This is a genomic window from Phycicoccus sp. M110.8 (genome assembly GCF_032464895.1).
GTDB lineage: Bacteria > Actinomycetota > Actinomycetes > Actinomycetales > Dermatophilaceae > Pedococcus.
The window spans coordinates 1,788,778-1,810,591 of sequence record NZ_JAWDIC010000001.1 but is presented as its reverse complement, the minus strand read 5'-3'; the positions used below and the strand labels follow the sequence as shown (position 1 = coordinate 1,810,591).

Here is a 21,814-nt window from a genome sequence, read left to right as displayed (position 1 = left end):
CCTCCCGTCCTGCCTGTCCGTGTGCCGTGCCTATCGGTATGCCGTGCCAGTCCGTGTGCCGTGACTGCCCGCCCCGCGCCGGTACCGGTGCGTCGCATGCTGCCCCGCTGGGACGGCCCTTGACACCTCCCGGACGGTGCTGCGACCGTACACGACGGTGATGTTTGCGCAAACATGCGCACGAACCATCCCCTTCCCGGCACGCCACCGTCGTCGATCCAGGAGAGTCCCATGAGCCCAGTTCCACGCAGCCGCGGACGCGGCGCCCGACCCGGGCGCCGGCTCGCGGTCGTCCTCTCGGCGGGTGCCCTCGCCGCCACCGGAGCCCTCGCGACCGCCGCGCCCGGCGTCGCCGGCGCCCCCGCTGCCGACGCCGCCGCAGGCGTGCCCTCCGTGCGCATCCAGCCCGACCCGTCATACCAGCAGCCCGCCTTCGAGGGCTGGGGGACGAGCCTGGTGTGGTTCGCCAACGCCACCGGCGACTACCCGCCGGCGGTCCGCGAGAAGTTGGCCGACCTCGTCTTCGGCAAGGACGGCCTCAACCTCAACATCGCCCGCTACAACATCGGCGGCGGCAACGCCCCCGACGTCGAGGACTACCTGCGGCCCGGCGGTGCCGTGCAGGGCTGGTGGAAGGCACCCGCCGGCACCACGCGTACCGACACCTCGTGGTGGTCCGCCGAGGAGCCGGCTGACTGGAACCCGGACGCCGACCGCACCCAGCGGTGGTGGGTCGACCGGATCAAGGCCGGCATCACCAAGTGGGAGACCTTCAGCAACTCCCCGCCGTGGTTCATGACCGAGTCCGGCTACGTCTCCGGCAACTTCGACGCGTCGAAGGACCAGCTCAAGGCCTCCAGCGTCGACGACTTCGCGAAGTACCTCGTGGGCGCCACCACGCGGCTCGAGCAGGCGCACGGCATCTCCGTCGACACCATCGACCCGTTCAACGAGCCCAACACGAGCTACTGGGGCACCCAGCTCGGCGCCGACGGGAAGCCGACCGGCGGTCGTCAGGAGGGCGCGCACATCGGACCCGAGCTCCAGCAGGAGGTCGTCCGCGCCCTGGCCCCCGTGCTGGCGTCGTCGACGACCAAGGCCCGCATCTCCGCCATGGACGAGACGAACCCGGGCACCTTCGTGCGGAACTGGATGACCTACCCGGCCGACGTCAAGGCGTCGGTGTCGCAGATGAACGTCCACACCTACGGCACCGCCCAGCGCACCGCCGTCCGCGACCTGTCCAAGTCCGACGGCAAGCCACTGTGGATGTCCGAGGTCGAGGGCAGCTGGGGCAACGGGCAGAGCTTCACCTCGATGGAGCCGGGCCTGGGCATGGCTCAGCACATGACCGACGACCTGCGCGAGCTCGAGCCGTCGGCGTGGGTGTTCTGGCAGCCGGTGGAGGACTACGACAACATGAAGCCCGGCGGCGAGAGCGCCGCCGGCGCGAACTGGGGCTCGATCCAGCTGCCGTTCGACTGCACGGCACAGGACACGCTGCAGACCTGCCCGATCTACACCAACCAGAAGTTCAACACCGTCCGGAACTTCACCCACTACATCCGCCCCGGTGACCACGTCGTCAAGGTCGACGACACCAGCACCGTGGCCGCCGTCCGCGCCTCCGACCGCACCGCCACCCTCGTCCACACCAACGGCGCGAAGACCGCGCAGGACGTCACGGTCGACCTGTCGAAGTTCCGGCACATCGGGCCCAAGGCCGCGGTCACCGCGGTCGTGACCGACGCCAGCGGCGCCCTGGTGCAGCAGACGCCGGTGCCGGTCGAGGGCACGAGCGCGACCGTGCGGGTGCCGGCGGAGTCGGTCACCACCCTCGTCGTCTCGGACGTGCGGGACGTCGCCAAGGACGCCGCCACGTTCCAGGACGGCCACCTCTACCGGTTCACCGGCGTGCAGAGCGGCAAGTCGCTCGACGCCGAGGGCACCGGCCTGGTCATCCGCGGCACCGACGGCGCCAGCGGCGACCAGCTGTGGACCGTCACCCCCGTCACCACCGGCGTGAGCAACCGCGAGCGCTACCAGCTGCGGTCCCTCGACGGCCGCCAGGTGGCCCTGCGCGACGGCTCGCTCGTCCTCGAGACGGCCCAGCCGACGCCCGACCGCGCGGCCCAGTGGTACCTGTCCACGACCGGCGACGGCACCTGGACGATGGCGAGCGCCACCGGCCCCGGCGACATCGAGGTCGGCGGCCAGGCCACGGCCGACGGGTCCGCGGTCGGGGTGTGGCAGCCCAACTCCGACACCAACCAGCGCTGGCGGCTGACCGACGAGACCGTCCGCGGCGTGACCGACGTGCAGGCGTTCACCCTGCCTGGCCTGGCACCCACCCTGCCCGAGACGGTCGTGCCGGACCGGGCCGGCGGCTCGGCCCGGGCGATCCCCGTGCAGTGGCGCGCCGTCCCGGCAGTCCGCTGGCAGCGGCCCGGCCAGGTCTTCGTCTTCGGCACCGCGACCGACCCGGCAACGGGCACCGAGTACCCCGTGCGGGCCGTCGTCACGGTGGACACGGTCTCGACGACGCAGCCGGCCAGCGCGCGGACCTACGTGGGTGGGACGCCGGACCTGCCTGCCACCGTGCAGGCCACGTCGGACCGGTATGCCGCGGAGGTCACCCTCCCGGTGCGCTGGGACACCGGTGGCGCCACCTACGACGCGGTCGGCCAGGTGACGGTCCCCGGCACGGCGACGCTGCCCGACGGCTCCACGGTCACCGCGACCTGCGTCGTCACGGTGACCGAGCCGGTGGAGGCGAACGCCGCGCTGGCGCCCGGCACGACGGCGACCGCCACCTACACCGAGCCGGGCTACTCGCCGCAGGGCGTGGTCAACGGCAACCTCACCGACAAGGCGTGGTCGAACTGGCGCTCGGGCTCCCAGCGTCCCGGCGACACCCTCACGGTGACGCTGCCCGCGCCCCGTGACGTCAGCCGCGTGGTGACCCGCTTCTACCAGGACGGCGGCAACGTCAGCTACGCCACGTCGCTGCGGGTCGAGGCGCTGGTCGACGGCGCGTGGAAGGCCGTCTCCGGCGACGTCGCCGTGCCGCAGACCGGACCGGCCGCCCCCGTCGTGTCGGTCCCGGTGACGCCGGTCCGCACCACGGCGGTCCGGGTCGTCATGACGGCGAGCAGCTACATGACGGTCAGCGAGGTGGAGGTGATGGCCAAGTCGGCCGCTCCGGCCGCCCCCTGAGGGACGGCACGCACGGTCAGGCCAGCTCCTCGCCGTGCTGGGTCACTGATCCGCCAGACGCATCAGTGACCCAGCACCGAGCGCACCCACCAGGCCGTCCGGCCGGGCCCCCGTCACGACGTGGCGGGGTGTCCCAGCCGGGCGGCCTGTCGCGTGAGGTGGTCCCGCTCGGCCGCGTTCGTCGCGGCCCGCGCCGCCACGGCATACAGGCTGCGGGCCTGCTCGAGGTTCCCGGCGCGTTCGTGCAGGTAGGCCGCGACGGCGTCGTGGCGCGGCACCGTCGCCGGCACGGCGGCGAGCGCCCGCAGCCCGGCCAGCGGGCCGTCGGCCTCGCCCACGGCCACCGCCCGGTTGAGCGCCACGACAGGGCTGTCGGTGAGCGCCGCCAGCTCGTCGTACCACTCGAGCACCTGCGTCCAGTCGGTCTCCTGCGCCGTCGGGGCATCGGCGTGCAGGGCCGCGATGGCGGCCTGCGCCTGGTACTCGCCGAGCCGGTCACGGGCGAGCGCCGCCTGCAGGACCTGCACCCCCTCGGCGATGAGCGCGGTGTCCCAGCGTGAGCGGTCCTGCTCGGCGAGCGGGACGAGCTCGCCGGCGGCCGTGAACCGGGCACCACGCCGGGCGTGGTGCAGCAGCATGAGCGCCAGCAGGCCGGCGACCTCGGGCTCGTCGGAGAGCGTGGCCAGCTGCCGCGTGAGCCGGATCGCCTCGGCGGCCAGGTCGACCTCCCCGGAGTACCCCTCGTTGAAGACGAGGTAGAGCACGGTGAGCACCGAGCGCAGGTCGCCGGGGGTGCGCAGCCGTTCACCGTCGACGGTCCGCTTGGCCCGGCTGATCCGCTGGGCCATCGTCGCCTCCGGGACGAGGTACGCCTCTGCGACCTGCCGGGTCGTGAGGCCGCCGACGGCGCGCAGGGTGAGGGCGACGGCCGAGGCGGGCGTCAGGGAGGGGTGGCAGCACAGGAAGTACAGGAGCAGCGTGTCGTCGGCCTGCTCGGTCGGCCCGGGGGCCGGCTCCTCCAGGTCGCGCTCCTCGCGCCGTCGGCGGGCGACCTCCGAGCGCTGCAGGTCGACGAGCTTGCGCTGGGCGACCGTGACCAGCCACGCCTTGGGGTCGCGGGGCAGCCCGTCCTCCGGCCAGCGCCGGTGCGCCTCGATCAGCGCCTCCTGCACGGCGTCCTCGGCCGCCGCGAAGTTGCCCCCGCGGCGGACGAGGATGCCGAGCACCTGCGGCCCGAGCAGCCGCAGGTGCTCCTCCACCGGGTCGCTCACTCGGTGATCGTGGGCGGCACGTAGTCCATGAAGGGCCGCACCTCGATCCACTCCTGGAGCGGCTTGCCACCCGGCCCGGGGGCCGAGGAGAGGAAGGCGGCGGCCTCGTACGCCCGCTCCTTCGACTCGACGTCGATGACCATCCAGCCGGCGATGAGGTCCTTGGTCTCGGCGAACGGGCCGTCGGTCACCGGCGGCTTGCCCTCGCCGTCGAACCGCACGAAGTCGCCCTCGGGGGACAGTGCCTCACCACCGACGAACTCGCCCCGCGCCCGCAGGGTGTCGGCCACGTGGTCCATGAACGCGATATGGTCGTGGATCTCCTGGGGCGTCCAGGACTCCATGGGCGCCTCGGCGTTGGGCATCCGCTCCGGGCCGCCGCGGTAGTGCTTGAGCAGCAGGTACTTAGCCATGTCTGGCTGTCTCCTTCGGTCGGGGCGGCCGGGCGGCCGCCGTCAGCCCTGGGACGGAGCGGCCTGCTCGTTCTCGACATCCCGGCGCAGGTGCGCGTCGAGCCAGCCGACGATCTCCTCCATGACCTCGTCCCGGTTGGTCTCGTTGAGGACCTCGTGCCGCGCCCCGGGCCAGTACCTCGTCGTCACGTCGCGCACCCCGAGCCGCCGCAGCTGGTCGGCCACCTGCTGGACGCCTTTGGTGTTGGCACCGACCGGGTCGAGCGACCCGGAGACGAGGTGCACGGGCAGCTCGTGCGGGATGCGGGCGACGTCCTCGTCGCGGTTGATCCGCGCCAGGCCGCCGAGCAGGTCGGAGTAGAACCCGGCCGTGAAGACGGCGCCGCACCGGATGTCCTCGATGTACTTGTCGACCTCGGCCTCGTCCCGCGACAGCCAGTCAAAGGGAGTGCGGTTGGGCTTGAACGCCGAGTTGTACTGCCCGAAGGTCAGCGTGTTCATCAGGCCGCTGCGGTGCCGACGTCCCTGCAGCCGGGCCTGCAGGGTGGCGATCCGCTGCCCGACGGCCCCGAGCAGCCCGGGGTCGCCGGCCGTGCCGATGAGCACCAGCCCGTCGAGCTCGAACCCGTTGCGGATGGCGTACGCGCGGGCGAGGAACGAGCCCATGCTGTGGCCCACGAGGAAGAACGGCAGGTCGCCCTGCTCCTCCCGTGCACGCCGCCCGAGCAGGTGGATGTCGGCGACCACCGTGTCGAAGCCGTCCTGGTCGGCGAAGTAGCCCTCGTCCTCCGGCGCCTGCGCCGTCCCGCCGTGGCCGCGGTGGTCGCCGGCGTACACGGCATACCCGGCGGCGGTGAGGCGCTCGGCGAACCGCACGTAGCGCTCGGAGTGCTCGGCCATGCCGTGCGCGAGCTGCACGATGGCCTTGGGGGTACCGTCCGGCAGCCACCGGTTCACGTGCACGCGGGTGCCGTCGGGTGTCTCGAGGGAGAAGGTGCTCGCCTGCATGGCCCGACCCTAGTCCGCGGCCCGCTCCGGCGTCCCGGGGTCGCCCACGCGGACCCGTCCGGGCACCACCACCCGGGCGTCGACCCCGAGGACGGGCAGCCCGCCGTGCTGCTCGAGGTGCCGCAGCAGCCGGCTGCCGCGACGGCCGCTGCGGGGGTCGGCGTCGATGACGGCGCACCGCTCGATCCGCCCGACCACCTCCACCACCGCCGTGCCGAGGCGCAGGCGGGTGCCCGGCACGGGGTCGTCGTCCGCCTCGAGGGTCACGGTGGCCCGGAACCGCTCGTCGAGCGCGGCCGGGACGGTCGCCCCCGCCCCGCGCAGCCGCCCCGCCAGCCGGTCCAGCTCCCCGGTCGTCACCACGGACACGGGGGCACCCCACACGACCGCGCCCGGCTCGGTCGCGACGACCGTCGCGGGGAGCCCGAGGTATGCCGTGAGCGCGGCGTCGTGGGACCCGTCGAGCGGGCGCAGGGTGGCCGGGCGTCCCCAGTAGTCGCCCTCGACGGTGGTGCCGCCCTCCTCGGCGGCCTCGGCGGGGCCGGCGACGACGGTGCCGTCGGGCAGCCCCAGCCGCAGCACCCCGTCCGCGACCTCGGCCGTCACCCGTGCGAGCGCCGGGTGGTCGACGGTCCGCAGCACCCGGCCGGTGGACGGGTCGGCCACGGCATACCGCCGGTCGCCCTCGGGTCCGTCGACGGTGAGGTCCACCACCGGGCGCGACAGGTGCCGCGTGCCCTTGACGGCGGCGAAGCCCAGTCGACGTACGCGCACCGACCCAGCCTCGCACGCGCATGACCCGGCGGGCGCCGACGGACCGGACGACGTCCTGGGCGGACGACGCGGAGGAGCGTTGGGAGGGCTGGGCGGACGGCCCGGAGGGGGGCCCGGCGATGAGTTCCGGGGGCCACGCCGGTCTGGTTGGGTGACCCACGACCACACCGAGGAGACCCCATGGCCCGCACCGTCACCGCCCACCTGTTCCACGCCGTCAACGGCGTCGTCGAGGCGCCCAACGAGTGGCAGTTCGACGCCTTCGGCGAGGCCGAGGTGGCGACGCTCGGCCGCGCCATCGGTGGCGTGACCGACGTCGTCATGGGACGCCGGCTCTGGCAGGAGTGGTCCCAGTACTGGCCCACGGCGCAGGGCGACGACGAGTTCGCCGTGTTCATCAACGGGGTCCGCAAGCACGTCGTGTCCTCGACCCTGGACCCCGAGCCCGGCTGGAACAGCACGACCATCGCCGGCGACCCCGTGGCGTACGTCCGTGACCTCAAGGCCGGTGACGGCGGCGGCATCAGCGTCGTGGGCGGGATCGAGACGACCCGCAGCATGTTCCTCGCCGGCGTGGTCGACGAGCTCACCCTCACGACGCACCCGGCGGTCGGTGTCGGGCGGCGCCTGTTCGACGAGTCGGTGCCCGTGACCCGGCTCGAGCTCGTCCGCGGTGAGACCACGCCGGTCGGCAACGCGATGCTGACCTACCGGCTGCGTCCCCGGGGCTGACGCGTCCGGGCACCGTTCAATCCCGGGGGAGGCCGAGCAGCTCGTGCTCCGGCTCGCCCCCGGTCCACGGTGGGCGGACCCGGACGAGGTGGTCCGTGGCGAGGAAGGCCCGTCGCAGGTCCTCGGGCAGGTCGTCGAACGGCGAGCCCTGCGACCGGTGCAGCGCGATGGCCTCGAGCCGGGCGGCGTAGTGGTCGGAGGCGTCGAGCACGGTGGTCACCTCGGCATCCGGGGTGCCGATCGACGGGTTGCTCGTGTAGGCCGCCGCCGCGGCGTCCCCCTCGTGGTGGCGCACCCACTCCCGCATCAGCGACCGGGGCAGGGCATGCAGGTACAGGGGTGTGTCCGTGCCGTCGAGGACCGCGGCCACTGCGTCGCGGACGCGGAGGTGGTCACGGTGCCCGTCGCTGCCGTCGAGCGTGACGACCACGTCCGGGCGGGCGGGAGCCAGCACGTGCGCGAGCGACTCGACGACCTCGGCGAACGGCGCCCCGCTCAACGTGTCGGGTGCGCACGGGCCCTCCATCCCGGAGTCGAGGAAGTCGAGCAGCACCACGTCGTCGACGCCCAGCGACGAGGCCGCCGCGCGCAGCTCGGCCTCCCGGATGGCCGCCACCCCACCCGGGGGCACGTGCGCCCGCTCGTGCACCTCGCCGGCCTCCCCGCGCGTCGCGCAGACGACGACCGTGCGCACCCCGCGGGCCGCGGCACGCAGGAGCACCGACCCGCACGCGAAGGTCTCGTCGTCCGGGTGTGCCACGACCACGGCCAGCAGCGTCACGCGAGCCCCTCCACGAACTCCTCGATGGCATCGACCATCTCAGCAGGCACCTCGAACATCGGGAAGTGGCTCGCCGCCTCCAGCCGGCGCACGGAGAACCAGCCGTGCTCGCGGGCCCACGCCTGCTGGGCGGCGAGGAGTCCGGGGTCGGTCGGCTGGGCGTAGAGGTGCAGCACCGGGCACGGCTGCGTGGCGGCGAACGCCTCCAGCGGGACGGGGTGGCGCTCGAACCCGGCGGCGATCTCGCGCCCGGCGCGACGCCAGTGCTCCTGCCCGTAGGTGCCCATGTCGGCGACGTACCGCTGCAAGGCGGGCAGGTCGAGGCCGGCGGTCCACAGGTCCTGCAGGGCGGCACGGACCTCCTGCCAGGCGGGGGACTGCAGCCCGGCGAGTGCGTCGGCGAAGCCGGGCGGGGTGCCCAGCGGCATCCAGTCGAGCAGCACCACCCCCGGGACCCGCTCCGGCCCGAGCCGGTGCCGCAGCTCCAGTGCGGTCCACCCCGCGTGCGACAGGGCGACGGGGACGAACGCCTCGACACCGGCCGCGTCCAGGGTCGCCACGAGCGCGTCGGCCAGCTCCGCGCTGTCGTAGTCGCCGTGAGCCCGGGACTCACCGAGCCCCGGCAGGTCCACGGACACCGACCTGCGGTGCCGGGCGGACCGTTCGATGAGCGGGTCGAAGACGGTGCGGTCGCCGCACCAGCCGGGGACGAAGACCAGGGCGGGCCCCCCGCTGCCGAGGTCGGTCACGGGCAGGGGCTCGGCCTGCGCCGCCCCGGTGCGGAGGGCGGCTGCTCCGGTGCGGAGGGCGGCTGCTCCGGGGCGCAGGCCGGCTGTCGCGGGGCCGAGGGTGGGCGCGCTGGGTGAGCTGATCGTCATGGGCGGTCGGTCCTCTCTCATTACTGTCCTGTGCAGTATTTGAGATCAGGGTGATACTGCCCAGGGCAGCGTGTCAAGATGTCCCATGCCCAGCGCCCCCACCGGCACCTCCTACGCCGTCCTCGGCCTGCTCTCCCTGCGGTCCTGGACCACCTACGAGCTCGCCCAGCAGGTCCGGCGCAGCCTCAACTGGTTCTGGCCCCGGGCCGAGCGCAAGCTCTACCAGGAGCCCAAGGCGCTGGTGGAGCGCGGGCTCGCCACGGCACGCACCGAGCACACCGGCCGGCGGCCCCGGACCGTCTACACGATCACCCCGCAGGGCCGCGCGGCCCTGGCGCACTGGCTGGACCAGCCCCCGGCACCCCGGTCGGCCGAGTCCGAGGCGATGGTGAAGGTCTTCTTCGCCGACGCCGGGGACCTCGGCCAGCTGCGGACGACCCTGTCGCGGCAGGGCGAGGAGGCGGCCGAGCGGATCGAATCACTGGCCGCCATGGCGCAGGGATCGCTCGAGGAGACCGCCTTCCCCGAACGGCTGCACCTGAGCGCGCTGTCGCTGCGGCTTCAGCTCGAGCAGGAGCTGGCGGTGCTCCGCTGGACCCGGTGGGCGCGGGACCAGGTGGACTACTGGGAGTCGACCACCGACCCCGCGGGGTGGTCGGCCCCGGACAGCCTGGGCGAGCTGGTGGCGAGCGCCCGGGCCGCGCTGGCCGAGCACAGCCGGGGTTGAGCAGATCCTCAGGTGGCGCCCAGCCCCGCTGCAGTCCGACCCCCGACGATCGTGGCGTGGCGTGGACCGACCGTGTCGTGGTCCCGGGCCGCCTGCGGCTCCGGGGTCGTGCCGTCGCGCCCCTGCTCGTCGCGGTGCTCGCGGTGGCCGGTGCGGTGGGGCTGGCACGCCTCGACGACCAGCCGCTCTGGTACGACGAGGTCGCCTCGGCCTGGGCGTCCTCGCTGAGCTGGGTGCGCCTGGACGCGCTGCTGGGCGTGACCGACGCCAACATCGGGCCGTACTACGCCCTCCTGCACCTGTGGCGTGACGTCATCGGCGCCGCCGACTGGACGCTGCGCCTGCCGAGCGTGGTCGGGTTCGTCGCGACCGTCCTGCTGACGGCGCGGCTGGGCCAGCGCTGGCTCGGCCCCCGGGCCGGGCTGCTGCCGGCGCTGTTCGTCGCCGTCCACCCCTTCGCCGTGGCGTACGCGCGCGACGCCCGCCCGTACGCCCTGGTCACCGCGACGGTGCTCGGCTCGACCCTGCTCGCGGTCCGCCTCCGCGACCTCCCACCCGACGACCCGGCACGGCGTCGCGCCTCCGTCCTCTACGTGCTGGCGGCCTCGACCTCCGTGGTGCTGCACCTGTATGCCGTCCTCGTCCTGGGTGTGGTGGCGCTCGCCCTGCTGCCTGCCGGCGGCCGCGAACGGCGGCGCTGGCTCGCCGTGAACGTCCCCGTCGGCGTCGTGACCGCGGTGGTGCTCGCGGTCTCCCTGCGCCAGCGCGGCCAGCTCGCGTGGGTGCCGCCGATCACCCCGTCCTCACTCGTCGGCGGGGCGTCACTGCTCGCCGGCGGGCCGCTCGTGCTCGCGGCGACCGTCGTGGCCGCACTGGTGCTGGTCCGGTCCCAGGTGTTCGAGCGGCGCACCACCCTGCTGCTGCTCGGGGTCCTCGTCGTGCCGATCGCCGCGCTCGCCGCCGCCAGCGTCGTGGCGCCGACGTTCGTCCCGCGCTACCTCGAACCCGTCGTGCCCTTCCAGTCCCTGGTCCTCGCCGGCGCCGTCGTCACCCTGCGCCACCGGGCGGCCCGGCTGGTGGCTGCCGGTGCCACCGCAGCCGTCCTCGCCGTCGGGACCCTCTCGGTCGTGACGGCGTCCTACCAGCACGAGGACTACCGGCTCGCCAGCTCCGAGCTGCTGTCCCGGGCCCGTCCGGGCGACGGGGCGGTGTGGGCCGACACCTCGGTGCGGCTGGGCATGTCGTACTACCTGCGGCGCGAGGAGGCAGCCACCGGCGACCGGCTGCCCGTCCCCACCGACGTCCTCGCCCTGCCCCGCGGGCACACCGTCGGGTTCCGGGTGCCGCAGGCCACCGGTGCTGCGGCCACGCGCACCGAGGACCGCTACCGGCGCGTGTGGGTCGTCTCCTACGCCGGCCGGCCGCTGCCCTCGATCGACCCGCGGTTCCGCTGCGAGCCCGGCACGCCCCACGGCGGGCTCGTCGTGCGGCTGTGCGTCAACACGGGCAGCACCGCCTGAGCCGGACCGGTTGCCGGCGCCCGTTCCGCCGGGTCGACGCCGCGGTCAGGCCTGGTGGCGCCGGCGCGACTGCGCCGCGCGGTCGGCGACGTCGGACGCCGGCACCGGGCGGCCGCCGGCCGACCAGTCCTCGGGGTCCGCGGCATACATGAGCCCGTATGCCGCCGTGTCCGGCTGGGTGCGCCACCCCTCGGCCAGCGCGCCGAGGTCGACCGTGTCGTAGCCGACCTCGTCGAGCAGCCGGGTGACGGTGCCCTTGGCGGCGCGGTCGTCGCCGGCGATCGCCAGCGCACTGCGGTCGGGTGCCCCCGACGGCCGGCCCAAGGTCGCGAGGTGCTCGAAGTAGATGTTGTTGAACACCTTGACGACGCTCGACTCCGGCAGGTGCTGCTGGAGGAGCTCGGAGGAGGTCGTGGACTCGTCGTCGAGCTCGGGGAACGAGCCGTCCCGCTGCGGGTAGTAGTTCATCGTGTCGATGACGACCTTGCCGCGCAGTGGCTCGACGGGGACGTCCCGCAGGGCACGCAGGGGGATCGTCACCACGACGACGTCACCCGCCTCTGCGGCCTCCTGCGTCGTGCCCGCCCGGGCTCCGGGGCCCAGCTCGGCGACCAGGTCCGCCAGGGTCTGCGGGCCGCGGCTGTTGCTCATCACCACCTGGTGACCGGCCGCCAGCGCGAGCCGGGCGACGGTGCCGCCGATGTGACCACTGCCGATGAAGCCCCACGTCGTCATGAGCGGTGCAACTGCGGTCCCCGTGCCGGCATTCCGGGCGAGCACCGTCGGCAGCACCTCGGGTGACCAAAGGCCCTTCGTGCCGCGGCACCACGCCCCGAGGCTGGACCCAGCAGGACGGACCCGGGAGGAGTCGGCAGATGAGCACGGTCGAGCGAAGGGTCCGCCCGCAGCGCCGCCACGGCGAGCCGGACCGGCACCTGGTCACCTGGTCCTGGCTGGTGCTCCTGGCCCTGCCGCTGTCCTTCGCCGCCGGGTTCGTCGCGGCGTACCTGCCCTACGCGTTCACCGACTGGCAGGAGACCGACCCGACACCCCTGTGGTTCGCCCTGCTGGTGGCCGTGCTGGGCATCGGCGTCACCTGGGTCCCGGTCGGGGTCTCGGGTGTCCTGGCCCGACGTGCGCTGTTCGCCGGCCGGACGGCCGCGTGGGCGCCCCTGCTGGTCGACGTCCTGCTGACCATCGGCGCCGTCTCGTGGATCGTGATCAGCGTCTGAGCCCACGCTTCGGGGCTCAGGTCGTCAGTCACCAGCATGTGGATCCGCGTCTCCACGCCGGCGAACCGGCGGGCCCGGGTGCGCAAGGGGGGAGCCGTCGGTCGGTCGCAGAGCGACCTTCCTCCTCCCAAATCCCGCCGTGCCGTCCGGACGCGAGAACGATGGGCCCCTCGGAAACGACGATGGGCCCCGACCGTGAAGGTCGGGGCCCATCGTTCTCGCGTGCGCAAGGGGGGAGCCGTCGCGGCTCGTTCCTCGCCGCTCCTCCCAAATCCCGCAGTGTCACCAAGTGAACGAAGAAGGACCCCGACGAAAAGCGTGTCGGGGTCCTTCTTCGTTCAGTGCGCAAGGGGGGATTTGAACCCCCACGCCCGTAAGGACACTGCCACCTGAAGACAGCGCGTCTGCCGTTCCGCCACTTGCGCGTGGACGGCCCCCATTGTGGGGTACGTCCCCACCGTTCGCCAAACCGGGTGGCCAGCGGGCGCACATCTGCGGACGACCCTCCGCACGGCGGCACGGCTCCACCCGGCCGACCCGGTTACGATCGTGTGCCGGACACACGGAAGGAGTGCGAGCGGTGGGACTGTTCGACCGCGTCGAGCGACGCCTCGAGCGCGCCGTCAACGGTGCCTTCGCACGCGCCTTCAAGTCCGAGGTGCAGCCGGTCGAGATCGCGAGCGCGATCCGCCGCGCCATGGACGACCGGGCCGCCATCCTCGGCCCCGGGCGCACCATCGTCCCCAACCTGTACACCGTCGAGCTCTCCGACACCGACTACGACCGTCTCGGCGGCTACGACGAGGAGCTCGAGAACGAGCTCATCGCCGCCGCCCAGGAGCACGCCGAGTCCCAGCGCTACCAGCCCGGCGGCCCGATCCAGGTCTCCTTCTCCAGCGCCAACGACCTCGAGACCGGTGTCTTCCGGCTGCGGACCTCCACCGCACGCCGACCCGGCGCCGCCCCCAGCCGCGCCGCCTCCACGCCCGCGCCCTCCGCGCCGGCACCCTCGGCACCGGCACCCGTGCCCCCGCCGATCTCGGCCCCGGACGCCGACGGCCTCGAGGCCACCCAGCGCCAGGCGCCGGTCCAGCCGGCACCGCCCCGCCGCACCAACCCGGCCGACCGGCCGTGGCTCGACGTCGACGGCGAGCGCTACCCCCTCATGGGTGCCATCACCGTGCTCGGCCGCGACGACAGCGCCGACATCATCCTCGACGACCCCGGCATCTCCCGGCGCCACAGCGAGATCAGGGTCACCCACGACGGTCCGCACCTGGTCGTGAGCATCCGCGACCTCGGCTCGACCAACGGCACGTTCGTCAACAGCGAGAGGATCAGCAGCCAGCGCCTGTCCGACGGGGACCGGATCACGGTGGGCCGCACCTCTGTCGTCTACCGCGCCGGTCGGCGGTGATGTCCCCGCATGAGTGAGCTCACCCTGACGATCATCCGCCTCGGCCTGCTCGTCCTCCTGTGGGTCTTCGTGTTCAGCGTCGTCGGCGTGCTGCGCGGTGACCTCTACGGCACCCGCGTCATGAGCCGCACCCCCCGCAAGCCGGCGCGTCCCGCGCGCGGGCCTGCTACGCCGCCTGCCCGCGAGCAGCCCCGCCCGGCCAAGCGGCAGCCGCACTCCACCGCCCCCCGCACCCTCGTCGTCACCCAGGGTTCGCTCACCGGCACCTCGTTGCCGCTGCGCGAGGCCGGCACGGTGATCGGGCGCAACCCTGAGTGTGCCCTCGTCCTCGACGACGACTTCGCCAGCGGGCGGCACGCCCGGGTGTTCCACCGCGACGGCGCCTGGTTCGTCGAGGACCTCGGCTCGACGAACGGCACCTGGCTCGGCACCCAGCGGCTCACCGAGCCCGTCCGCGTCGAGGCCGGCACCAGCCTGCGCATCGGCAAGACCGTCCTCGAGCTGCGGCGATAGGCAGCGACCACGATGCCCTTCGCGTTCAACTACGCCGCCCGCTCCGATGTCGGGATGGTGCGGTCGGAGAACCAGGACTCCGGGTATGCCGGGTCCCGGCTGCTCGCCATGGCCGACGGGATGGGCGGGCACGCCGGGGGCGACATCGCCTCCTCCGTGGTCATCGGCGCGCTCGTCGACCTCGACGACGAGGCGCACGGGTCCGCCGAGGCGAGCAAGGCGCTGCTCGAGCGGATCGAGCGGGCGAACGCCGAGCTCGCCGACATGGTCCGCAGCGACCCCAGCCTGCACGGCATGGGCACGACGCTCATCGCGATCCTGCGCTCGCGCAACAAGCTGGTCCTCGCGCACATCGGCGACTCCCGCGCCTTCCTCGTCCGCGACGGCGAGGTCACCCAGATCACCAAGGACCACTCGTTCGTCCAGAGCCTGGTCGACGAGGGCCGGATCACGGCGGACGAGGCGATCGGCCACCCGCAGCGGTCCCTGGTCACCCGGGTCCTCACCGGTGCACCCGACGACGAGCCCGACATCGCCGTCCGCGAGGCCCGGGTCGGCGACCGCTACCTCATCGCCTCCGACGGCCTCACCGACTACGTGGCGGCCGACACCGTCGCCGAGGTGCTCACCGCCGGCGAGTCCCCGGGCCGCACCGCCGACCGGCTCGTCGAGCTCGCCCTCAAGGCCGGTGCCCCGGACAACGTCACGATCGTCATCGGTGACGTCCTCGACGCCACGCGCGCGCAGGACGCCCCGACGCAGCCGCAGATCGTCGGGGCGGCAGCCTCCCGCAGCGGACGCAGCGGCACGCGCCCGATCCCGCTCACCCCCGCCGGCAAGGCGGCCGCCCTCGCCCGCGAGGCAGCGGGTGAGGAGGAGGACGACGACGGTGTCCCCCTGGCCGAGGAGGGACCGGCGGGACCGGGACGGTGGGTGCGCAGGCTCGCCCTTCTGCTCGTCGTCCTCGTGGTGATCGGCGGCGGCGCGTACGCGGCATACGCCTGGACCCAGCGCCAGTGGTTCGTCGGGGCGCACGGCGGGCAGGTCGCAGTCTTCCAGGGCGTGTCGCAGAACATCGGCCCGGTGACGTTGTCGCACGTCGACCAGCAGACCGACGTGCAGGTCGCGGACCTGCCGGACTTCTACCGCAACAAGGTCCAGTCGACCGTCTCGACCGACACCCGCAAGGCCGCCGAGACGCTGGTGGAGCAGCTGCGGATGGAGGCCTCCCGCTGCGCTGTGGCGCGCGCGACCGGTGGCGAGTGCGACGGGTCCGGCTCGACCACCCCGACGCCGTCGACCAGCACCACGACAACTCCGAGCACGTCGGGCAGCCCCACCAGCAGCCCGTCGACCACCGCCACACCATGACGACCGTCTCGAGCCACCCCCCGCGCACCCGCCGCAACGTCGAGCTGGTGCTCTTGCTGCTGGCCGTGGGCATCGTCGTGCTGGCCTACGTCAACGTCTCGCTCGCCGTCAGCGGCAGCGTCCCACCCGGCCTGACCACCCAGGTGGCCGGGCTGCTGGTGCTCGCCGTCGGCTTCCACCTGCTGCTGCGCTGGAAGGCCGCGTACGCCGACCCGCTGCTGCTGCCGATCGTGACCCTGCTCAACGGCCTCGGCCTCGTCATGATCCACCGGCTCGACCTCGCGCACGGGCGCACCCTCGGCGAGGGGCTGGCGCTCAAGCAGCTCACCTGGAGCGCGCTGTCGGTCGCGATCGCCGCCGGGGTCATCTGGTTCCTGCGCGACCACCGGGTCCTGCGCCGCTACACCTTCACGGCGGCAGTGGCCGCGTTCGTCCTGCTGGTCATGCCGCTGGTGCCGGGCATCGGGCGGTCGGTCTACGGCTCGCGCATCTGGATCGGCCTGGGGCCGTTCACCTTCCAGCCCGGCGAGGTCGCCAAGATCCTGCTGGCGATCTTCTTCGCCGGCTACCTCGTGCAGACCCGTGACGCCCTGTCGCTGGCGGGGCGCAAGGTCCTCGGCCTGACCCTGCCGCGCGGGCGCGACCTCGGCCCGATCCTCGTGGCGTGGGTGCTGTCGCTCGGCGTGCTCGTCTTCGAGACGGACCTCGGCTCCTCGCTGCTGCTGTTCGGCCTGTTCGTCGCCATGCTCTACGTCGCGACCGAGCGGGTCTCGTGGATCGCGATCGGCATGACGCTGTTCTGCGCCGGCGCCTACGTCGCGTACCTGATCTTCGGCCACGTGCAGGAGCGGGTGCAGCTGTGGCTCGACCCGTTCGCGCCCGGCCAGTCCGACCAGGTCGCCAAGGGCCTCATGGGGATGGCCGCGGGAGGCCTCCTCGGCACCGGGCTGGGTCGCGGACGTCCCGACCTCACGTACTTCGCCGAGTCCGACTTCATCGTGCCGAGCTTCGGCGAGGAGATCGGGCTGATCGGCGTCTTCGCCCTGCTGATCTGCTACGTCCTCATCGTCGAGCGCGGCATGCGCACGGCGATCGGCGTGCGCGACGGCTTCGGCAAGCTGCTCGCCGCGGGCCTGGCGTTCTCCGTGGCCCTGCAGTGCTTCGTCGTCGTCGGCGGTGTCACGCGGGTCATCCCGCTGACCGGCCTGACCATGCCGTTCCTGTCCTACGGAGGGTCGTCCCTGCTGGCCAACTGGTCGCTCGTCGCGCTGCTGCTGCGGATCAGCGACCGCGCCCGTCGCCCGGTGGCCGAGGTGCCGGAGGGGCCCAGCGCCGCGGCGGAGGCCCGCACGGAAGTGGTGCCGGTCCGGTGAACGCCCCCATCCGCCGCCTGTCGACCGTCGTCGCGCTGCTGTTCAGCGCGCTGCTGGTGTCGACGACCCTCATCCAGTTCGTCCAGGCCAAGTCGCTCAACGAGCGCCCCGACAACCGCCGCACCCTGCTCGCGACGTATGCGCGCGAGCGCGGCCAGATCCTCGTGGGCGGGGCCCCCATCGCCAAGTCCGTCCCCTCGAAGGACGAGCTCAAGTGGCTGCGCACGTACCCGAGGAAGGACCTGTACGCCCACGTCACGGGCTACTACTCGTTCACGTACGGCGCGGGCGGCGGCATCGAGGGCGCCGAGGACTCGCTGCTGTCCGGGGCCTCCGACAAGCTCTTCTACCGCCGGGTCTCCGACATCCTCACCGGCAAGGAGCAGACCGGCGCCAGCCTCGAGCTGACCCTCGACGCCAAGGCCCAGGCCGCGGCCGACAAGGCCCTGGGGAAGCAGCGCGGTGCCGTCGTCGCGCTCAACCCCAAGACCGGTGAGGTGCTCGCGCTCGTCAGCCACCCGTCGTACGACCCCTCCGTCCTCAGCAGCCACGACACCGCCAAGGTCGTCGCCGCCTGGAAGCAGCTGAACGGCGACCCCGACCGGCCCATGGTCGACCGCGCCATCGCCGGCAACCTGTACCCGCCGGGCTCGACCTTCAAGGTCGTCACGACCGCGGCCGCGCTGGAGTCGGGGAAGTTCACCGAGGAGAGCCAGATCCCCGGCCCGGCCACGCTCGACCTGCCGCAGACGACGGTGAACCTGCCCAACGACGACCGCCGGCCCTGCGGACCGAACAACAAGACCTCCCTGACGCACGCCCTCGAGATCTCGTGCAACACGGCATACGGCTGGCTCGGCATGCAGGTCGGGGCCGACGCGTTCCGCGCGCAGGCGGCCAAGTTCGGCATCGGCGACCGGCTCTCGATCCCCATGTCCGTGACGCCGAGCAGCGTCCCGGCCCAGCTCAACGAGCCGCAGCTGGCGCAGTCCGCCATCGGCCAGTACGACGTGCGGGTCACCCCGCTGCAGATGGCCATGGTCGCCGCGGCCATCGCCAACAAGGGCATCGTCATGAAGCCCTACCTCGTCTCCAAGGTGACCTCCTCCGACCTCGAGACCATCGACGAGGCCCAGCCCGAGCAGCTGTCCCAGGCCGTCTCCGCGAACACCGCCGCGGCCCTCACGCGGATGATGCAGACGGTCGTGAAGTCGGGCACCGGCACCGCCGCGCAGATCAGCGGGGTGGACGTCGCCGGCAAGACCGGCACCGCCCAGCACGCCACCGGCGCGGCCCCGCACGCGTGGTTCATCTCCTTCGCGCCCGCCGAGGACCCCAAGGTCGCGGTCGCGGTCGTCGTCGAGGACGGCGGCAACGCCGGCAGCGAGGCCTTCGGCGGACGCGTCGCCGCCCCCATCGCCAAGGCCGTCATGGAAGCGGTGCTGGGCAAGTGAGCTTCGAGACCGGGCAGGTCCTGGCGTCGCGCTACCACCTCACCGAGCGCATCGCGGCCGGCGGCATGGGGGAGGTCTGGCGCGCCCACGATGCCACCCTCGACCGCGACGTCGCCGTCAAGGTGCTGCGCCCGGACGGCTCGGACGACGAGGCCTTCGTCGAGCGGTTCCACGCCGAGGCACGGCACAGCGGTGGCCTCAGCCACCCCAACATCGGCACCGTGCACGACTTCGGCGACGACTCCGGCACGGCATACCTCGTCATGGAGCTGCTCGAGGGCGAGCCGCTGTCGACGATCATCCGCGAGCGCGCACCCCTGCCGCAGGACGAGGTGCGCGACATCCTCGTCCAGACCGCCCGGGCGCTCCAGGCCGCGCACGAGGCCGGGGTCGTGCACCGCGACGTCAAGCCCGCCAACATCGTCGTCAACGCCGACGGGTACGCCAAGCTCACGGACTTCGGCATCGCCCGGGCGCTCAACGAGGCGCCGATGACCCAGACCGGGGAGGTCCTGGGCACCCCGCACTACCTGTCGCCCGAGCAGGCGCAGGGCGAGCCCGCCGGCCCGCTGAGCGACGTCTACGCCCTGGCGGTGGTCGGGTACGAGATGCTCACCGGACGGCGTCCGTTCTCCGGCGACACCATGGTGACCACCGCCCTCGCGCACGTCAGCCAGCCGGCCCCGCAGCTGTCGGACGAGATCCGCGAGCCGCTGCGCACCACCGTCATGGCGGCGCTCGCCAAGGACCCCGCCAAGCGTCCCCCGAGCGCGGCCGAGTTCGCCGCCGCCCTCTCCCTCCCGGACGGCGAGGTGCCCGAGGAGCTCCTCCCGGGGGCCCGCTCGGCCGTCTCCCCGGTCGTGGCCGGTGCGCCGGGCCTGGCACCGGACGAGGCGCTGCCCACCTCCGTGCTCGTCACCACCCCCGCCCAGGCCGCCCTGCGCCTCACCGAGAGCACGGTGGAGCACGACACCCGGCGACGGCGACCCGCGTGGCTGCTCCCCGTGGCCGGGCTCGCCGCCGTCCTGCTCGTCCTGGTCGTCGTGCTGGCGCTCGGCGGCCGAGCCGGGGGCTCCACCTCGGGACCGACCAACCCCACGCCGGGCAGCGGCGTCACCACAGGGGCGACCTCGTCACCCACGACGACCGCCGCCCCCACGACCACCACGCCGACGACCGCACGACCCGCAGCCAGCCGACCCCAGCCGCCGCCCGCGCACCACCCGGGCAAGGGCAAGGGCAAGGGAGAGAAGAAGAAGTGATCGCACGACAGGTCCTCGGGGGCCGCTACGAGGTCGGCGAGCTCCTCGGCCGAGGTGGCATGGCCGAGGTGCACCTCGGGCACGACACCAGGCTCGGCCGCCCCGTGGCGATCAAGATGCTGCGTTCCGACCTCGCGCGGGACAGCTCCTTCCTCGTCCGCTTCCGGCGCGAGGCCCAGTCCGCGGCGGGCCTCAACCACGCCTCGATCGTCGCCGTCTACGACTCGGGTGAGGACACCGTCACCGAGGCCGGTGGCGCCACCCGGCCCGCCCCGTACATCGTCATGGAGTACGTCGAGGGGCAGACCCTGCGCCAGCTCCTGCAGGAGCGCTCGCCGCTCGACCCGTCCGAGGCCGCCCGCATCACCGAGGGGGTCCTGGACGCCCTCGCGTACAGCCACCGGATGGGCATCGTCCACCGCGACATCAAGCCGGCCAACGTCATGGTCGGCCGGCACGGCGAGGTCAAGGTCATGGACTTCGGCATCGCCCGCGCCATGGCCGACGCCAACGCGACGATGACCCAGACCCAGGCCGTCATCGGCACCGCCCAGTACCTCTCGCCCGAGCAGGCGCAGGGCAAGCACGTCGACGCCCGCTCGGACCTGTACTCCACCGGCTGCCTGCTCTTCGAGCTGCTCACCGGGCGGCCGCCGTTCCAGGCCGACTCGCCGGTCGCCATCGCCTACCAGCACGTCGAGCAGGCGCCCCTGCGCCCGTCGGCGCTCAACCCCGACGTCCCGCCGGCGCTGGACGCCGTGGTGCTGCACGCCCTCGCCAAGGACCGCGAGGCCCGCTACCAGGACGCGACGGCCTTCCGCGCGGACCTGCAGGCGGCGCGGCTCGGCCGGCCGATCAGCGACGGGGCACGCGGCACCGCGGCGGTCGCCGGCGCCGCCGCCACCGTGGCGATGGCCCCCCTGTCCGCCGCGGCCACGACGGTGATCCCCACCCAGGCCGGGTATGCCGGGACGCCGGCGGCCGAGCACGGCAACACCGCGACGCTGCCGGCCATCGGCCACGACCCGGACGACGAGCCACGCAGGCGACGTGGCTTCGCCTACGTGCTGCTGCTGCTCGCGGTGGTCGGCGCGCTCGCCCTGCTCGTGCTCGCCGGCAAGTCGCTGCTCAACCGCGCACCGGACACCACCGCGACGGTCACGGTGCCCGGCGTCGTGAACCTGCCGGTGGAGACGGCCGAGGCCAGGATCCGGGCGGCCGGGCTCGTGCCGGAGCGGATGGACGTCGCCAGCCCCAAGGACGTCGGCACGGTCGTCGACCAGAACCCCGGCGACGGCGAGAAGGCCCCCAAGGGCAGCCAGGTCCAGCTCAGCGTCTCCAAGGGACCCGACACGGTGCAGCTGCCGGACCTCAAGGGCTACGGGGAGGACGAGGCCCGCACCGCGCTGGCCAACCTCGACCTCAAGGTGGCCTCGGAGACCAAGACCGTCGACGACTCCGGCGTGGACAAGGGCAAGGTCGTCGAGACCTCACCGGCCGCCGGGGCGACGGTGTCCGCGGGCAGCGAGGTCGTGCTGACCCTGTCGTCGGGCAAGGTGACCGTGCCCGACGTGGTCGGTCGCACCCGCAACGACGCCTCGGACGCCCTGAGCCAGAAGGGCCTGAACATCAAGACGGTGTTCAAGGAGAGCACCGAGCCCGAGAACACCGTCATCGCGCAGAGCATCAAGGCCGACACCAAGGTCGACGACGGGACGACGATCACCATCACGGTGGCGCAGGCCCCCACGCCGACGCCGACCACCACGACGACGACCCCCACCACGCCGCCCACGACGACGACCACGACCCCCACGCTGCCGACGCTGCCCACCACACCGCCGGCCTCCTGAGGCCGGCCGGACAGGCCAG

The 21,814-nt window shown here is 73.4% G+C and carries 19 protein-coding genes and 1 tRNA gene; 12 read left to right on the top strand and 8 right to left on the bottom strand.

The genetic code is table 11. The features are described from left to right. Positions 1-231 precede the first annotated feature (231 nt). The gene (locus RKE38_RS08620) at positions 232-3,216 is read left to right on the top strand and encodes a glycoside hydrolase (protein ID WP_316007022.1); all 2,985 of its coding nucleotides are present in this window, start codon (positions 232-234) and stop codon (positions 3,214-3,216) included. A 113-nt stretch (positions 3,217-3,329) separates the two neighbouring features. Here the strand turns inward: RKE38_RS08620 and RKE38_RS08615 are convergent, their stop codons facing one another. Genes RKE38_RS08615 through RKE38_RS08600 form a run of 4 tightly spaced genes read right to left on the bottom strand, consistent with a single transcriptional unit; the run spans position 3,330 to position 6,682 of the window. Continuing rightward, complete coding sequence (locus tag RKE38_RS08615) at positions 3,330-4,487, bottom strand: RNA polymerase sigma factor (protein WP_316007021.1); 1,158 nt, start codon at positions 4,485-4,487, stop codon at positions 3,330-3,332. Further along, positions 4,484-4,900 carry a YciI family protein gene (locus RKE38_RS08610; protein ID WP_316007020.1) on the bottom strand — a complete coding sequence of 139 codons (417 nt, stop codon included), beginning with the start codon at positions 4,898-4,900 and terminating at the stop codon, positions 4,484-4,486. Before RKE38_RS08610 ends, RKE38_RS08615 begins: the two co-directional genes overlap by 4 nt. Before the next feature lie 42 nt (positions 4,901-4,942). Further along, a complete protein-coding gene (locus tag RKE38_RS08605) occupies positions 4,943-5,908 on the bottom strand; it encodes an alpha/beta hydrolase (RefSeq protein ID WP_316007019.1) in 966 nt (321 codons plus the stop codon). Between the two features lie 9 nt (positions 5,909-5,917). Further along, positions 5,918-6,682, bottom strand: coding sequence for an MOSC domain-containing protein (locus RKE38_RS08600; protein ID WP_316007018.1), 765 nt, complete (start codon positions 6,680-6,682; stop codon positions 5,918-5,920). A 180-nt stretch (positions 6,683-6,862) separates the two neighbouring features. On the opposite strand from RKE38_RS08600, the gene RKE38_RS08595 reads away from it, so the two are divergent. Next, a complete protein-coding gene (locus RKE38_RS08595; RefSeq protein WP_316007017.1) occupies positions 6,863-7,414 on the top strand; it encodes a dihydrofolate reductase family protein in 552 nt (183 codons plus the stop codon). A 16-nt stretch (positions 7,415-7,430) separates the two neighbouring features. Here RKE38_RS08595 and RKE38_RS08590 read toward each other — a convergent pair whose 3' ends face one another. Next, positions 7,431-8,195 carry a PIG-L family deacetylase gene (locus tag RKE38_RS08590; protein WP_316007016.1) on the bottom strand — a complete coding sequence of 255 codons (765 nt, stop codon included), beginning with the start codon at positions 8,193-8,195 and terminating at the stop codon, positions 7,431-7,433. Next, a complete protein-coding gene (locus RKE38_RS08585) occupies positions 8,192-9,073 on the bottom strand; it encodes an alpha/beta hydrolase (protein ID WP_316007015.1) in 882 nt (293 codons plus the stop codon). Before RKE38_RS08585 ends, RKE38_RS08590 begins: the two co-directional genes overlap by 4 nt. 85 nt (positions 9,074-9,158) lie before the next feature. On the opposite strand from RKE38_RS08585, the gene RKE38_RS08580 reads away from it, so the two are divergent. Continuing rightward, positions 9,159-9,800, top strand: coding sequence for a PadR family transcriptional regulator (locus tag RKE38_RS08580; RefSeq protein ID WP_316007014.1), 642 nt, complete (start codon positions 9,159-9,161; stop codon positions 9,798-9,800). 56 nt (positions 9,801-9,856) lie between these two features. Continuing rightward, positions 9,857-11,320: a glycosyltransferase family 39 protein gene (locus RKE38_RS08575; RefSeq protein WP_316007013.1), complete on the top strand. Its 1,464-nt coding sequence runs from the start codon at positions 9,857-9,859 to the stop codon at positions 11,318-11,320. Between the two features lie 45 nt (positions 11,321-11,365). Here the strand turns inward: RKE38_RS08575 and RKE38_RS08570 are convergent, their stop codons facing one another. Next, positions 11,366-12,055: an NADPH-dependent F420 reductase gene (locus RKE38_RS08570; protein ID WP_316007012.1), complete on the bottom strand. Its 690-nt coding sequence runs from the start codon at positions 12,053-12,055 to the stop codon at positions 11,366-11,368. A gap of 140 nt (positions 12,056-12,195) precedes the next feature. On the opposite strand from RKE38_RS08570, the gene RKE38_RS08565 reads away from it, so the two are divergent. Further along, positions 12,196-12,552 (top strand): hypothetical protein, encoded by a 357-nt coding sequence (locus tag RKE38_RS08565; RefSeq protein WP_316007011.1) that lies wholly within the window; start codon positions 12,196-12,198, stop codon positions 12,550-12,552. A 342-nt stretch (positions 12,553-12,894) separates the two neighbouring features. Here RKE38_RS08565 and RKE38_RS08560 read toward each other — a convergent pair. After that, positions 12,895-12,977 (bottom strand) — tRNA-Leu (locus RKE38_RS08560). Between the two features lie 155 nt (positions 12,978-13,132). Here RKE38_RS08560 and RKE38_RS08555 point away from each other — a divergent pair. The 7 genes from RKE38_RS08555 to pknB are packed head-to-tail and all read left to right on the top strand — an operon-like array spanning position 13,133 to position 21,795. Then, entirely contained in the window at positions 13,133-13,969 is an 837-nt protein-coding gene (locus RKE38_RS08555) for a DUF3662 and FHA domain-containing protein (protein ID WP_316007010.1), read from the top strand. 9 nt (positions 13,970-13,978) lie between these two features. Next, on the top strand, positions 13,979-14,482 hold the full coding sequence (locus RKE38_RS08550) for an FHA domain-containing protein (RefSeq protein ID WP_316007009.1): 504 nt from the start codon (positions 13,979-13,981) through the stop codon (positions 14,480-14,482). Between the two features lie 12 nt (positions 14,483-14,494). Next, complete coding sequence (locus tag RKE38_RS08545; protein WP_316007008.1) at positions 14,495-15,853, top strand: PP2C family protein-serine/threonine phosphatase; 1,359 nt, start codon at positions 14,495-14,497, stop codon at positions 15,851-15,853. Further along, a complete protein-coding gene (locus tag RKE38_RS08540; RefSeq protein WP_316007619.1) occupies positions 15,850-17,226 on the top strand; it encodes an FtsW/RodA/SpoVE family cell cycle protein in 1,377 nt (458 codons plus the stop codon). Before RKE38_RS08545 ends, RKE38_RS08540 begins: the two co-directional genes overlap by 4 nt. Continuing rightward, a complete protein-coding gene (locus RKE38_RS08535; RefSeq protein ID WP_316007007.1) occupies positions 17,223-18,680 on the top strand; it encodes a peptidoglycan D,D-transpeptidase FtsI family protein in 1,458 nt (485 codons plus the stop codon). The genes RKE38_RS08540 and RKE38_RS08535 overlap by 4 nt, the downstream gene beginning before the upstream one ends. Beyond that, positions 18,677-19,942: a serine/threonine-protein kinase gene (locus RKE38_RS08530; protein WP_316007006.1), complete on the top strand. Its 1,266-nt coding sequence runs from the start codon at positions 18,677-18,679 to the stop codon at positions 19,940-19,942. The genes RKE38_RS08535 and RKE38_RS08530 overlap by 4 nt, the downstream gene beginning before the upstream one ends. Next, positions 19,939-21,795 carry a Stk1 family PASTA domain-containing Ser/Thr kinase gene (pknB, locus tag RKE38_RS08525; protein WP_316007005.1) on the top strand — a complete coding sequence of 619 codons (1,857 nt, stop codon included), beginning with the start codon at positions 19,939-19,941 and terminating at the stop codon, positions 21,793-21,795. Before RKE38_RS08530 ends, pknB begins: the two co-directional genes overlap by 4 nt. Positions 21,796-21,814: the final 19 nt, after the last annotated feature.